At 70.5% G+C, this 12,542-nt stretch carries 10 protein-coding genes; 7 read left to right on the forward strand and 3 right to left on the reverse strand.

Going from position 1 to position 12,542, the window contains the following annotated elements; genetic code table 11:
- Positions 1–39: 39 nt before the first annotated feature.
- Positions 40–1,227: an ROK family transcriptional regulator gene (locus tag ATC03_RS03155; protein WP_179947897.1), complete on the reverse strand. Its 1,188-nt coding sequence runs from the start codon at positions 1,225–1,227 to the stop codon at positions 40–42.
- A gap of 116 nt (positions 1,228–1,343) precedes the next feature.
- Between ATC03_RS03155 and ATC03_RS03160 the strand changes: the two genes are divergently transcribed.
- From ATC03_RS03160 to ATC03_RS03190, 7 genes are all read left to right on the forward strand, one after another.
- Entirely contained in the window at positions 1,344–2,450 is a 1,107-nt protein-coding gene (locus ATC03_RS03160; protein ID WP_067881260.1) for a Gfo/Idh/MocA family protein, read from the forward strand.
- Entirely contained in the window at positions 2,447–4,006 is a 1,560-nt protein-coding gene (locus tag ATC03_RS03165) for a sugar ABC transporter ATP-binding protein (RefSeq protein WP_084003243.1), read from the forward strand. The genes ATC03_RS03160 and ATC03_RS03165 overlap by 4 nt, the downstream gene beginning before the upstream one ends.
- The gene (locus tag ATC03_RS03170) at positions 4,003–5,091 is read left to right on the forward strand and encodes an ABC transporter permease (protein ID WP_067873001.1); all 1,089 of its coding nucleotides are present in this window, start codon (positions 4,003–4,005) and stop codon (positions 5,089–5,091) included. Before ATC03_RS03165 ends, ATC03_RS03170 begins: the two co-directional genes overlap by 4 nt.
- Complete coding sequence (locus tag ATC03_RS03175) at positions 5,088–6,278, forward strand: ABC transporter permease (protein ID WP_084003244.1); 1,191 nt, start codon at positions 5,088–5,090, stop codon at positions 6,276–6,278. The genes ATC03_RS03170 and ATC03_RS03175 overlap by 4 nt, the downstream gene beginning before the upstream one ends.
- Positions 6,278–7,483: a substrate-binding domain-containing protein gene (locus ATC03_RS03180; protein WP_067873004.1), complete on the forward strand. Its 1,206-nt coding sequence runs from the start codon at positions 6,278–6,280 to the stop codon at positions 7,481–7,483. Before ATC03_RS03175 ends, ATC03_RS03180 begins: the two co-directional genes overlap by 1 nt.
- Positions 7,484–7,608: 125 nt before the next feature.
- Complete coding sequence (locus ATC03_RS03185) at positions 7,609–8,487, forward strand: sugar phosphate isomerase/epimerase family protein (RefSeq protein WP_067873007.1); 879 nt, start codon at positions 7,609–7,611, stop codon at positions 8,485–8,487.
- Positions 8,484–9,518, forward strand: a complete 1,035-nt coding sequence (locus tag ATC03_RS03190) for a sugar phosphate isomerase/epimerase family protein (protein ID WP_067873010.1) — start codon at positions 8,484–8,486, stop codon at positions 9,516–9,518. Before ATC03_RS03185 ends, ATC03_RS03190 begins: the two co-directional genes overlap by 4 nt.
- 78 nt (positions 9,519–9,596) lie before the next feature.
- On the opposite strand, the gene ATC03_RS03195 is transcribed toward ATC03_RS03190, so the two are convergent.
- Both ATC03_RS03195 and ATC03_RS03200 read right to left on the reverse strand, forming a co-directional pair.
- Positions 9,597–10,607 carry an SDR family oxidoreductase gene (locus tag ATC03_RS03195; protein ID WP_067873013.1) on the reverse strand — a complete coding sequence of 337 codons (1,011 nt, stop codon included), beginning with the start codon at positions 10,605–10,607 and terminating at the stop codon, positions 9,597–9,599.
- Positions 10,608–10,672: 65 nt separating this feature from the next.
- A complete protein-coding gene (locus ATC03_RS03200; RefSeq protein ID WP_084003245.1) occupies positions 10,673–12,451 on the reverse strand; it encodes a molybdopterin-dependent oxidoreductase in 1,779 nt (592 codons plus the stop codon).
- Positions 12,452–12,542 lie beyond the last annotated feature (91 nt).

A 12,542-nucleotide genomic window follows, 5' to 3' on the forward strand; every position in this document is an offset into this window, starting at 1 on the left:
AGCGCGGGCCGCCGTCCTGCGGCGGGCCCGCCGGGTGTGTCAGCGCGACGCGAGGGCGACGATGCCCTCTGGGGAGAGCGCGTGCTGGATCGCGAGCATGGCCGCACCGAGCACGGCGGCGTTCTCGGCCGCGGCCGACTGCACGATGGAGAGGTGCTCGGTGGCCAGCGGCATCGAGCGCGTGTAGACGACCTCGCGCACACCGGCGATGAGGTGCTCACCGGCCCTGGCCATCGAGCCGCCGATCGCGATGACCGACGGGTTGATGAGGCTCACGCTGGCGGTGAGCACCTCGCCGAGGTCGCGGCCGGCCTGTCGCACCGCCTGGATCGCGTCGAGGTCGCCGCGCTTGACGAGTTCGACGACATCGTTGCCGCTGCGGGCTTCGATGCCGCGCTCGCGCAGCGATCGCGCGATGGCGGGGCCGGAGGCGAGCGCCTCGAGACAGCCGCGGTTGCCGCAGTGGCAGGGCACGTCGCTCCCACGGGTGACACGGACGTGCCCGAGGTCGCCGGCGATGCCCTGGGCGCCGCGCTGCAGGAGTCCGCCGGAGATGATGCCCGAGCCGATGCCCGTCGCCACCTTGACGAAGATGAGGTGCTCGACCTGCGGCCAGGCGAGCGCCCGCTCGCCGAGGGCCATGATGTTCACGTCGTTGTCGACGAGCACGGGCACTTCGAGGTGCTGCTGGACCCACCCCGGCACGTCGAACCGATCCCAGCCGGGCATGATCGGCGGGTTGACGGGGCGGCCGGTCGAGTGCTCGACCGGCCCGGGCACGCCGATGCCGATCGCGGCGAGGTCGGCTCGGTCGCGCCCGAGTCCGTCGATGAGTTCGTGCGCTGCCGAGACCATCCAGCCGAGCACGGCCTCCGGACCGTCGGCGATGTCGCGGCGTTCGCTGCGCTCGGCGAGCACCGTTCCCTCGAGGTCGGTGACGGCGAGGGTCGCGTGGGACGCGCCGAAGTCGGCTGCGAGCACGATGCGCGCGCCGGGGTTCAGGGCGAACTGCGAGGGCGGGCGCCCACCGGTGGAGACGGCATCGGCGACCGGGGTGACGAGCCCGAGGCGCATGAGTTCGTCGACGCGGGCGGCGACGGTCGATCGCGCGAGTCCTGTGGATTGCGCGAGCGACGCGCGCGTACGCGGGGCACCATCGCGGAGCAGCTGAAAGAGTTCGCTTGCACCCGAGGCGTCGAGGGCCGATGCCCGGCTGATGTCCACCATGGTTTGAAGTAAAGCACATGAGCTTGCCGATCGATTGATAACGAACATGTCACGGCACAAACAACTTTTGACGATGGTCTAGCAAAAGGTGCGCATGTTGTGTCAACATGGCCGACATGACAACGGACGTCACCGCCAAGGCGCGAACACTCCGCGCCGGCTTCGTCGGCGGCGGCTTCATGGCCACCGTGCACTCGCGTGCCGCACGGGCCGCCGGCGCCCACCTCGGAGGCGGTGCTTCGTCCTCGGCTGCCCGAGCGCGCGACGCCGTCGAACGACTCGGCCTGGGCACCGCCTACGCCTCGATCGACGAGCTGCTCGCCGATCCCGACATCGACGTCGTGCACGTCTGCACGCCCAACACGACGCACGCCGGCATCGCGCGTGCCGTGCTCGAGGCCGGCAAGCACGTCATCTGCGAGAAGCCGCTGGCCACGAGCGTCGCCGACGCCGAGCGGCTGCGCACGCTCGCGGCGGAGCGCGGCCTCGTGACCGCCGTTCCGTTCGTCTACCGCTTCCACCCCATGGCCCGCGAAGCCCGCGCTCGCATCGCGGCGGGCGAGACGGGTCGCCTCGTCAGCGTCCACGGCGCCTACCTGCAGGACTGGCTGGCCACGCAGGGTGACGACGACTGGCGCGTCGATCACGCCCTCGGCGGCCCCTCGCGCGCCTTCGCCGACATCGGGTCGCACCTGGTCGACCTCGTCGAGTTCATCGCCGGCGACCGCATCGTGCGGCTGAACGCCGCGACCCGCACGGTCTACGATCGCCGCGCGACCAACGTCGACATCAGCACCGAGGACCTCGTGGCCGTCGTCGTCGAGCTCGCGTCAGGCGCGGTCGGCACCCTGCTCGTCTCGCAGGTGGCGCCCGGCCGCAAGAACGCCCTGTCGATCGAGCTCTCCGGCACCGACGCGAGCGTGCGGTTCGAGCAGGAACGGCCCGACCGGCTGTGGGTCGGCCGCGCCGACGCCTCCATGATCCTCGAGCGGGACCCCGCCCGACTGGCACCCGACGCGGCACGGCTCTCGCTCGTGCCCGCGGGCCACCCCATGGGATACCAGGACGCGTTCAACGCGTTCATCGCCGACGCCTACGCGGCGATCGCCGGCAGCGCGCCCGACGGTCTGCCCGGCTTCGACGACGGTGCCCGCGCCGTGCGCGTCACTGAAGCGGTGCTCGCGTCTGCGGCATCCAGAACCTGGGCGGAGGTCGGCGCATGAGCGCGGCGAACCAGCACACGAGCGAGACGGATGCCACGGCCCGGCGTGTCGTCGCGGGCCAGCCCGTACTCGTTGCCGAGGGCCTCGAGAAGTCGTTCTTCGGCGTGCAGGTGCTGCGCGGCGTCGGATTCACGCTCCGGGCGGGCGAGGTGCACGGCCTCGTCGGCGAGAACGGCGCGGGCAAGTCGACCTTCATGAAGATCCTTGCGGGCGTCTACGAGCGAGACGGCGGCTCGATCACCCTGGGCGGCGAGGAGGTGCGGTTCACGCACCCGGTCCAGGCCGCGCAGGCCGGCCTCGCGACCGTCTTCCAGGAGTTCAACCTGCTGCCCGAGCGCACGGTCGCGCAGAACGTGTTCCTGGGCCGCGAACCGCGGCGCCGCGGACTCGTCGACCGCAAGGCCATGGTCCGCGAGACGCGCGAGCTGCTCGACCAGCTCGGCATCGACGGCATCGACCCCGACGCAGCGGTGCGTACGCTCACCGTCGCCGAGCAGCAGATCGTCGAGATCGTCAAGGCGCTCTCGGTCGACGCCCGCGTCATCCAGATGGACGAGCCGACCGCCGCCTTGGCCGACCACGAGGTCGAGCTCCTGTACACGATCGTGCGGCGGCTCTCGGAGCGCGGCGTCGCGATCGTCTACGTCTCGCACCGCCTCAAGGAGATCTTCGACCTCTGCGACACGATCACGGTGCTGAAAGACGGCGCGCTGGTCTCATCCGGTCCCGCCTCGGACCTCGACACCGACGAGCTCGTGCGGCGCATGGTCGGTCGTCCGATCTCCGCGTACTTCCCGGAGGCCGAAGAGGGCACCGTCCTCGGCGACCCGAGGCTCGAACTGCGCGGTGCCGGCAACGCCTACATCGACGGCGTCGACCTCGAACTGCGCGCCGGTGAGATCGTCGGCGTGGCCGGCCTCCAGGGCTCCGGCCGCACCGAACTGCTCGAGGCGGTCTTCGGCATCACGCCGCTCACGCGCGGCGAGCTGCGGCTCGACGGCCGCACCGTGCACATGACGTCGGCCAGGCAGGCCGTGCGAGCCGGTGTCGCCCTCATCACCGAGGACCGCAAGGCGCAGGGCCTCGCGCTCAACCAGTCGATCGCCGACAATGCGCTGCTCGTCGTCCGCTCGGTCTTCGCCAGACGCACCGGAGAGGTCCGACGCGAGCTCCCGGGCGTGCTCACCTCGCTCGAGGTCGCGTCGCAGGGCGTCGAACAAGAGGTGCAGTATCTCTCGGGCGGCAATCAGCAGAAGGTCGTGCTGGCGAAGTGGCTCGCCACCAAGCCGCGCGTGGTGCTGCTCGACGAGCCGACCCGAGGCATCGACGTCGGCGCCAAGGTCGCCGTCTACCGGCTCATGCGCCGGCTCGCGAAGGAGGGCGTGGCGATCCTCATGATCTCCTCCGAACTGCCCGAGGTGATCGGCATGTCCGACCGCATCATCGTCATGCACGATGGCCGGGCCTCGGCCGAGCTGCCGGCGAAGAGCGACGAGGCGACGATCCTCTCGGCTGCAACCGGCACCCTCCGCATCGAGGGCGAGGAGACCCCATGAGCACGCAGACCCCCACCCCGGCTCCCGTTGCGACGGTGAAACGAGCCCGCGGCCGACGCCGACGGCTCGACTCGAGCCTCATCGTCGGCATCGCGCTGCTGGCGGTGATCTTCATCGGGGCGATCCTCGTCGCGAGCGTCGGCCGCAACTTCTTCAGCGCCGGCAACATCCGCGACATCCTGACCGGCATGAGCGTGCTCGGCTTCGTGGCGATCGGGCAGACGCTCGTGATCCTCTGCGCCTCGCTCGACCTGTCGGTGCCCTACGTCATCAGCCTCTCGAGCCTCATCGCGGCCGACATCATGGCCGGCAACCCGGCGAACGTGCCCGCCGCGGTGCTCACCGTGATCGCGGTGGCCGTCGGCATCGGACTCGTCAACGGGCTCATCGTCACCAAGCTCAAGGTCAACGGCTTCATCGCGACCCTCGGCACCGGGCTCATCATCAAGGGCTACCTCGACTCGAATTACAAGGGCACGAGCGGCGAGGTGCCGTGGTCGTTCCAGCTCATCGGCGCGAGCGGCATCGGGCCCATCCCGATCTCGACCGTGCTGATGCTCGCGGTCGCCGTCCTCGGGGCGTTCTTCCTGGCTCGCACCCGAACCGGCAACCACATGTTCGCCGTCGGCGGCAACGAGCAGGTCGCGAGGCTCTCGGGCATCCGAACCGCACGCCCGATCATCGTCGCCCACGTGCTCTGCTCGGTCACCGCCGCGTTCGCCGGCCTGCTGCTCGCCAGCCGGCTCGGCGTCGGCAGCCCCACGGTCGGCGTGCAGGGCGGATACGACCTGCTCTCGATCGCCGCGGTCGTGCTCGGCGGCACCCTGCTCATGGGTGGACGCGGCTCGATCTGGGGCACCATCGGCGGCGTCGCGATCTTCGCGGTCGTCGACAACGTCATGAGCGTCATGCAGGTGAACCCCTTCCTCAAGGACGTCGTGCGCGGCGTCGTCATCGTCGCCGCGGTCGCCGTGTACACGAGCCGTCAGCTCGACCGACGGCGCCCGAGATTCGGGCCCGGCTCCGCGGCATCCGCACCCCCAGGCACCACCCAGACCGAGCACGCAGAGGAGGCGAAGGCATGAGCACCACGACCGTCACCCGGCCCTCGGCGCTCGCCCGGATCGCCGATCTCGGACGCACGCTGGTGAGCCCGCGCGGAGCCGTCTTCCTGCTGCTCATCGTGCTGCTCGTCACGATCGCCATCCTCAATCCGTCGTTCGCCGAGCCCGGCCAGTTCATCCGGTTCATCCAGCGCGTCGCCCCCGTCGCCATCGTGGCGATCGGTCAGTACTTCGTGATCGTCGGCGGCGAGTTCGACCTCTCCATGGGGTCCGTCGTCACGGCCCAGGTCGTGATCGCCGGCAACCTCATCGGCCAGGACGACGCCAAGATCGTGCCCGTCACGATCTTCATGTTCGTCTTCGGCGCGCTCATCGGCCTCGTGAACGGCCTCATCGTCTCGTTCCTCAAGGTGCCGAGCTTCATCGTCACCCTCGGCATGATGCTCGCACTGCTCGGCGCGGTGCTCTACTGGACCGGTGGGGCGGCGACCGGCAACCCGGCGGATGCGTTCCGCGAGGTCGGCCGCGGCGGCATCCGCAACCTGCCCGTCATCGACATCCTGCCCTGGTCGGTCGTGGTGCTGGCCGTGGTGCTGGCGCTCGCGATCTGGTTCGCGCGGCGGCCGTTCGGTCGCACGATCATCGCCCTCGGCGACAACGCGACGACCGTGCGATTCGCCGGCGCGCGCAACTGGTGGGTCAAGACCTCGACGTTCATCATCTCGTCGCTGTCGGCGACCGTCGCGGGCATCCTGCTGGTCGGCTACGCCGGCGTGCACCCCAGCGTCGGTCGCGGCTACGAGTTCACCGCCATCACGGCGGTCGTGCTCGGCGGCGTGGTTCTGGGTGGCGGGCGAGGCTGGGTCGTGGCGGCCGCAGCCGGTGCATTCGCGCTCGAGGCGCTCTTCACCCTGCTGAACTTCGCGGGCGTGCCCTCGACCTACCGCGACGCGGTGCAGGGCGTCATCATCATCCTCGCCGTGGCCTACGCGGCCACCACCGTGCGCGCCCGCCGACGCGGTCGCGCCCTCGAGACTCCGGCGGCCCTCGAGCCGACCGGTCCGAATTCACCGGGGCAGGCCCCGGTGGACCAAGCTTCGCCCGCACCACTCGTGGCGAAGGAGCCAGATCCGATCCCGGCGACGGCTCGCCCTGCCCCCATTCCCTCGACGCAGAGGGCTGACAACGAAACCAAGGGAGGTTCGTGATGCGACGCAGGATCACCGTGGCATCGGCCATGGTCGGCGCTCTCGCGCTGTTCACGCTCGCCGGCTGTACCACCGACCCCAACGTGGCTGCACCGTCGGACGACGCAGCCGCCACCGAGGAAGCGATCGACTGGTTCGACCAGGAGCTCTTCGACAAGCAGGACGCCGAGCGCGACGTCGTGCCCGAAGGCCCCGAAGACCAGCCGTGGCTGCAGTACATCAATGCCGAGATGGTCGACACGACCGAGTACGCGAGCGCAGGGGCCAAGAAGGCCTGCTTCGCGAACGCCTCGATCTCCAACCCGTGGCGCCAGACCGGCTGGATCACGATGAACGAGCAGCTGAAGGTGCTGCAGGAGGCCGGCGTCATCTCCGAGATGGAGACGCGTGACGCGCAGGACTCCGATGACACGCAGATCGCCGACATCGACTACTTCATCACCGAAGGCAACTGCGACATCTTCCTCATCTCGCCCAACTCGACGGCGGCCATGACGCCGGCCGTCGAGCGTGCGTGCGACACCGGCAAGCCCGTCGTGGTCTTCGACCGCGGCGTGCAGACCGACTGCCCCGTCACGTTCATCCACCCCATCGGTGGATTCGCGTGGGGCATCGACACGGCCGAGTTCCTCATCGGCGAGCTCGAAGAGGGCGACAAGGTCGTGGCGCTTCGCGTGCTGCCCGGCGTCGACGTGCTCGAGCAGCGCTGGGCCGCGGCCGAGAAGCTGTTCGACGAGGCCGGCATCGAGGCGGTCGACTACTTCACGGGTGCAGACCCGTCGGAGATCAAGAAGATCATCTCCGACGAGCTCGCGAAGGGCGACGTCAAGGGCATCTGGATGGATGCCGGTGACGGTGCCGTCGCAGCCATCGAGGCGTTCGAGGACGCCGGCGTCGACTACCCCGTCATGACGGGTGAAGACGAGATGAGCTTCCTCCGCAAGTGGAAGGAGACGGGCCTCACCGGTCTCGCACCGGTGTACTCGAACTTCCAGTGGCGCACGCCGCTCCTCGCCGCGCAGAAGATCTTCGCCGGCGAAGAGGTGCCGTTCGAGTGGGTGCTCCCGCAGAGCCCCATCACCGCTGAAGAGGTCGACGAGTACCTGGCCCTGAACGAGGGCATGCCCGACGGCCACTACGCGAAGTTCGGCGGCGAAGACCTGCCGGGCTACCCGCAGATCTGGGAGGAGCGGGTCATCCCGTAACCCCGCACCATCCGACCGCCGGTCGAGCAGGCCCGCATGGGCCGTATCGAGACCTGACACACTGGGTCCGATACGCGGCACCGCCGCTGCTCGACCGGCGAACCCTTTTTCTGCAAGGAGGCAGCATGCGCCGCACCATCGGCGTCAACACCTGGGTCTGGACCTCGCCGCTGGGCGACGAATCGCTCCGCGAGATCGCCTCGAAGGCCGCGGCCATGGGGTTCGGTGCGATCGAACTGCCGGTCGAGCAGCCGGGCGACTGGTCCGCGGATGCCGCGGCCGACGTGCTCGCAGAACATGCGCTCGCTCCCGTGGTCGTGGGCGCGATGGGCCCGGGCCGCAACCTCGTCGCCGCACCCGGCTCCGAGGTGGTGGCGACGCAGAACTACCTCGTGCACTGCGTGGGCGTGGCCGAGCGGCTCGGCGCTTCGATCGTCGCCGGTCCGTTCACCGCCGCCACCGGGCGCACCTGGCGCATGGACGCCGAAGAGCGGGCGAGCCGGTACGTCGAACTCCGGGCCGCCCTGGCGCCCGTCGTGCGCGCCGCGGAGCGCAGCGGCATCCGGCTCGCGATCGAACCGCTGAACCGCTACGAGACGAGCCTCGTCAACACCGTCGAGCAGGCGCTCGAGGCGCTCGGGCCGCTGCTCGGGCCAGGGCTGGGTCTTGCGCTGGACACCTACCACCTGAACATCGAGGAGAAGCACATCGGCGACGCCGTGCGCGCGGCAGGGGAACACCTCGCGTACGTGCAGGTGTGCGGCAACGATCGGGGGGCGGTGGGCGACGACCACTTCGACTGGCCGGCCTTCCTCGACGTGCTCGACGAGGTCGGCTACGCGGGCCCGCTCGGGCTCGAGTCCTTCACGGGCGAGAACGACACGATCGCGGTCGCGGCCTCGGTGTGGCGGCCGCTCGCACCGTCGCAGGACGCGCTCGCGGAGCGCAGCATCCGCTATCTGACTGCGTTGCAGGAGCAGCGCGAGCGAGAGGGAGCACGATGACGGATGCCACGACGAACCGTGCCGGCGACGGCCACCCGGTCACGCTCTTCACGGGGCAGTGGGCCGACCTCCCGTTCGAGGAGGTCGCACGCCTCGCCGCGGAGTGGGGCTACGACGGCCTCGAGATCGCGTGCTCGGGCGACCACCTCGACCTGAGGCTCGCCGACGAGGAGCCCGGGTACCTCGAGGAGCGACGCGAGATCCTCAAGCGGCACGGCCTCGAGGTCTACGCGATCTCGAACCACCTGGCCGGGCAGGCGGTGTGCGATGCGCCCATCGACTTCCGTCACGAGGCGATCCTGCGACCCTCCGTGTGGGGCGACGGCGACCCCGAGGGCGTGCGGCAACGCGCGGCCGACGACATGCGCCGCTCTGCTCGCGTGGCGCGCAAGCTCGGCGTCGACACCGTGGTCGGGTTCACCGGGTCATCGATCTGGCAGTACGTCGCGATGTTCCCGCCTGTTCCGGCGTCGGTCATCGAGGGCGGCTTCGAGGACTTCGCGAACCGCTGGAACCCGATCCTCGACGTGTTCGACGACGAGGGCGTGCGATTCGCGCACGAGGTGCACCCCGGCGAGATCGCGTACGACTACTGGAGCTCGGTGCGCACGCTCGAGGCCATCGGACACCGTGAGGCGTTCGGCTTCAACTGGGACCCGTCGCACATGATGTGGCAGAACATCGACCCCGTCGGCTTCATCCTCGACTTCCAGGACCGCATCTACCACGTCGACTGCAAAGACACGCGCCTGCGCCCGCACAACGGCCGGGCGGGCGTCATGGGCTCGCACCTGCCGTGGGGCGACCCGCGCCGCGGGTGGGACTTCGTCTCGACCGGGCACGGCGACGTGCCGTGGGAGGACTCGTTCCGCGCGCTCGACTCGATCGGCTACACCGGCCCCATCTCGGTCGAGTGGGAGGACGCCGGCATGGATCGCCTGCACGGTGCGAAGGAGGCGGTCGGGTTCATCCGCTCGCTCATCTGGCCCCGGCCGACGGCGTCGTTCGACGCGGCGTTCTCGAACCAGTAGGGGCAGGGGCGGAGGCGCGCGGCCCTTGGTGGGGCCGCGCGATCTTCGCGCCCGCGCTGCGGGAGCCGGGCCGGCCGGCTACCGGCGCGGGAGTTGCAAGATGCGGTCGAACGCGGCATCCGCCTCGGCATCGAATCGCTGCAGCTCGGGCGTCGCGTCGATGAACTCGACGATCTCACGGGCACCGCGGTCGAACGTGACCGTCGTGGCGAACTCGGGCACGAGGGCCTTCACCTTCGTGTTGTCGAAGACCATCGAGTGCGCCTTGTCGCCCAGCAGACCCGGCCCCCATTCCGGGCGCACGGCGGCGATGGTCTCGGATGCCACGTGCATGAGCTCCGGCGACGAGACGCCGGCCGCATCGGCGAGCCAGGTGTAGATCTGGTTCCAGGTGGGGGAGTGGTCGCCCGTGATGTGGAACGCGTCGCCGATCGCGAGCGGATTGCCGAGCAGGCCGGCGAACGCCACCGCGAAGTCGCGGTGGTGCGTGATGGTCCAGAGGCTGGTGCCGTCGCCGTGCACGAGCACCGGGCGCCCGGCGCGCATGCGGACGATGTCGGTGTACCCGCCGAGGGTCGGCAGCAGCGTGCGGTCGTAGGTGTGCGACGGGCGCACGATCGTCGCCGGGAAGGCGCGCTCGCGCACCGCCTCGACGAGCAGGTCCTCGCAGGCGATCTTGTCGCGGGAGTACTGCCACACCGGGTTCACGAGCGGCGTCGACTCGGTCACCGGCAGACGGCTGGGCGGCGTCTGGTAGGCCGACGCGCTGCTGATGAAGACGTACTGGCCGATGCGCCCCTCGAACAGCTCGAGGTCGGTGCGCACGTGCTCGGGCGTGAACGCGAGGAACTCGCAGACCACGTCGAATTCGAGCGGGTGCGCGGTGTCTCGGCCGAGGGCCGCACGCACCGAGTCGGGCTCGCGGATGTCGGCGGTGATCGTGCGCACGGCCTCTGGCAGCGGTCGCAGGTCCGACGAGGCGCCGCGATTCAGCACGGTCACCTCATGCCCGAGGTCGACCGACCTGGCGACGCACGCCGAGCTGATCACGCCGCTGCCGCCGATGAAGAGGATCCGTTTGCTGGTCATCCTCCGATGGTGTCAGGAGCGGGCGGATGCCGCGACTCCCGCGGTTCGTCGACCCGGGCGTTCGCTCAACTCACCTGCACGAGGCGGCGCTGCCATCCGGTCGAGCCGTCGGGGGCGATCGGTGCGCGTTCCTCGACCTGCCGGTTGCCGTCGCGGTCGGTCGCGCGCACGGTCACGTTGTGGCTGCCCGTGGTGGCCTCCCACTCGAGGAACCACTGCACCCACGTGTCGGCGTTGACGGGGTTCGAGAGGGTCGCGAGCTGCCAGTCGGCGTCGTCGATCTTCACCTCGACCCGGTCGATGCCGACGGTCTGCGCCCACGCGACGCCCGCGATCTTGACGGTGCCGGCCGCGACCGGCTTCTCGAGGCGAGGGGTGTCGATGCGCGACGAGAGCTTGATGGGCGCCTTCGCGCTGTAGCCGCGCGGGGTCCAGTACGCCTCCTCGGCATCGAAGCGCGTGACCTTCAGCTCGGTCAGCCACTTCGTCGCCGAGACGTAGCCGTAGAGCCCCGGCACGACCATGCGCACCGGGAACCCGTGCTCGAGCGGCAGCGGCTCGCCGTTCATGGCGACCGCGAGGATCGCGTCGAGCCCGTCGTCCGTGAGCGAGGTGAGCGGGGTCGACGCGGTGAACCCATCGATGCTGCGCGAGAGCACCATGTCGGCGTCGGCGCTCGGCGCGGCCTTCGCGAGCACGTCGCGCACGGGCACGCCGAGCCACTTGGCGGTGCCGAGCAGGTCGCCGCCGACCTCGTTCGACACGCAGGTGAGGGTGATCGAGTACTCGTCGAGGCCCATCGCCACGAGGTCGTCGAACGTGAGCTCGACGCGCCGGTCGACCATGCCGTCGACCACGAGCCGCCAGGTCGTCGGGTCGACCGAGGGCACGGTCAGCGCGGTGTCGACGCGGTAGAAGTCGCCGTTCGGCGTGTACAGCGGCGTGAGGCCGGGGATGTCGAGCTCGGCACCGTCCGGCACCGTCACCGTCGAGTTCGGCGCGGGCAGCTTCAGCGCCTTGCGGATCGCGGCGATCGAGCTCGTCGCGGCCCCGGCCACGCGCGAGCCCACGCCGACCACCAGGGCGGATGCCGCGGCGATGCCGGCGAGCACGAAGAACCCGCGACGGTCGACGGATGCCGCGGGCCGGCCGGCCTTCGCGCGTGCACCGGGGTCTTCGGTCGCCGTGGCGATCACCGCCGTGGATGCGTCGGCGCCGGTCGAGGTCCGGGCTGCAGGTTCGCGCGGCGCCCACGCCGTCTCGGCTGCGGCTTCGGCCGCCGTCATCGCCGCGCTCGCGGTGGCCGCCTCGTGCCGCGCGGCCTCGGCCTCGAGGTCGTCGTGCCAGGCGCGCAGTCGGCCGACGAGCAGCACCAGCACGACGATGCCCGCGGCCGCACCGATGAGCGGCGGCAGCCACGCGAACGCGGTTGCGCCCGTGCGGGTCACGACGGCCGCGAGCGAGAGCGCGCCGGCGAGCCCGAGGGCGACGGCGCCGAGCGGCGGCCTGACGTACTGCAGCACGCCGGCGATCACCGAGGCGACGAGCACGGCCAGGCCGAGCCCGCCGAGCAGGGCGATCTTGTCGTACTCGCCGAACACCTCGATCGCGAACTCCTTGGCCCACTGCGGCACGATGTCGATCACGAACGACCCGACGGCGAGGATCGGGCTGCCCTCCCGTGCGGCGACGAGCGCGACCAGTTCGGCTGCGGCGAGGAACACGCCTGCGCTGATCACGCCCGAGAGTGCCGCGAGCGACCACCAGCGCAACCGACCGCCGGTCCGAGTCGCCGTCGCAGCGGGTTCGTCGCAGCCGCTCGCTCGCCGTTCCTGGTGCTCCATGTCGGGCCTTCCGTCGGGTGCGCGGCGTACTGCCTCGCTGTCGGTGGTTCGGCGCGGGAGTCGGTGCGGATTGGTCGGGAGCACTCGCGAG

This window comes from Agromyces aureus, from assembly GCF_001660485.1.
Taxonomy (GTDB): Bacteria; Actinomycetota; Actinomycetes; order Actinomycetales; family Microbacteriaceae; genus Agromyces; species Agromyces aureus.

What these genes read in the sequence shown, in the direction of transcription:
- ATC03_RS03155 (WP_179947897.1), bottom strand. Translation starts at nt 1,227, where the DNA reads ATGGTGGACATCAGCCGGGCATCGGCCCTCGACGCCTCGGGTGCAAGC.
- ATC03_RS03185 (WP_067873007.1), top strand. Translation starts at nt 7,609, where the DNA reads ATGCGCCGCACCATCGGCGTCAACACCTGGGTCTGGACCTCGCCGCTG.
- ATC03_RS03190 (WP_067873010.1), top strand. Translation starts at nt 8,484, where the DNA reads ATGACGGATGCCACGACGAACCGTGCCGGCGACGGCCACCCGGTCACG.
- ATC03_RS03200 (WP_084003245.1), bottom strand. Translation starts at nt 12,451, where the DNA reads ATGGAGCACCAGGAACGGCGAGCGAGCGGCTGCGACGAACCCGCTGCG.
- ATC03_RS03180 (WP_067873004.1), top strand. Translation starts at nt 6,278, where the DNA reads ATGCGACGCAGGATCACCGTGGCATCGGCCATGGTCGGCGCTCTCGCG.
- ATC03_RS03195 (WP_067873013.1), bottom strand. Translation starts at nt 10,607, where the DNA reads ATGACCAGCAAACGGATCCTCTTCATCGGCGGCAGCGGCGTGATCAGC.
- ATC03_RS03160 (WP_067881260.1), top strand. Translation starts at nt 1,344, where the DNA reads ATGACAACGGACGTCACCGCCAAGGCGCGAACACTCCGCGCCGGCTTC.
- ATC03_RS03170 (WP_067873001.1), top strand. Translation starts at nt 4,003, where the DNA reads ATGAGCACGCAGACCCCCACCCCGGCTCCCGTTGCGACGGTGAAACGA.
- ATC03_RS03175 (WP_084003244.1), top strand. Translation starts at nt 5,088, where the DNA reads ATGAGCACCACGACCGTCACCCGGCCCTCGGCGCTCGCCCGGATCGCC.
- ATC03_RS03165 (WP_084003243.1), top strand. Translation starts at nt 2,447, where the DNA reads ATGAGCGCGGCGAACCAGCACACGAGCGAGACGGATGCCACGGCCCGG.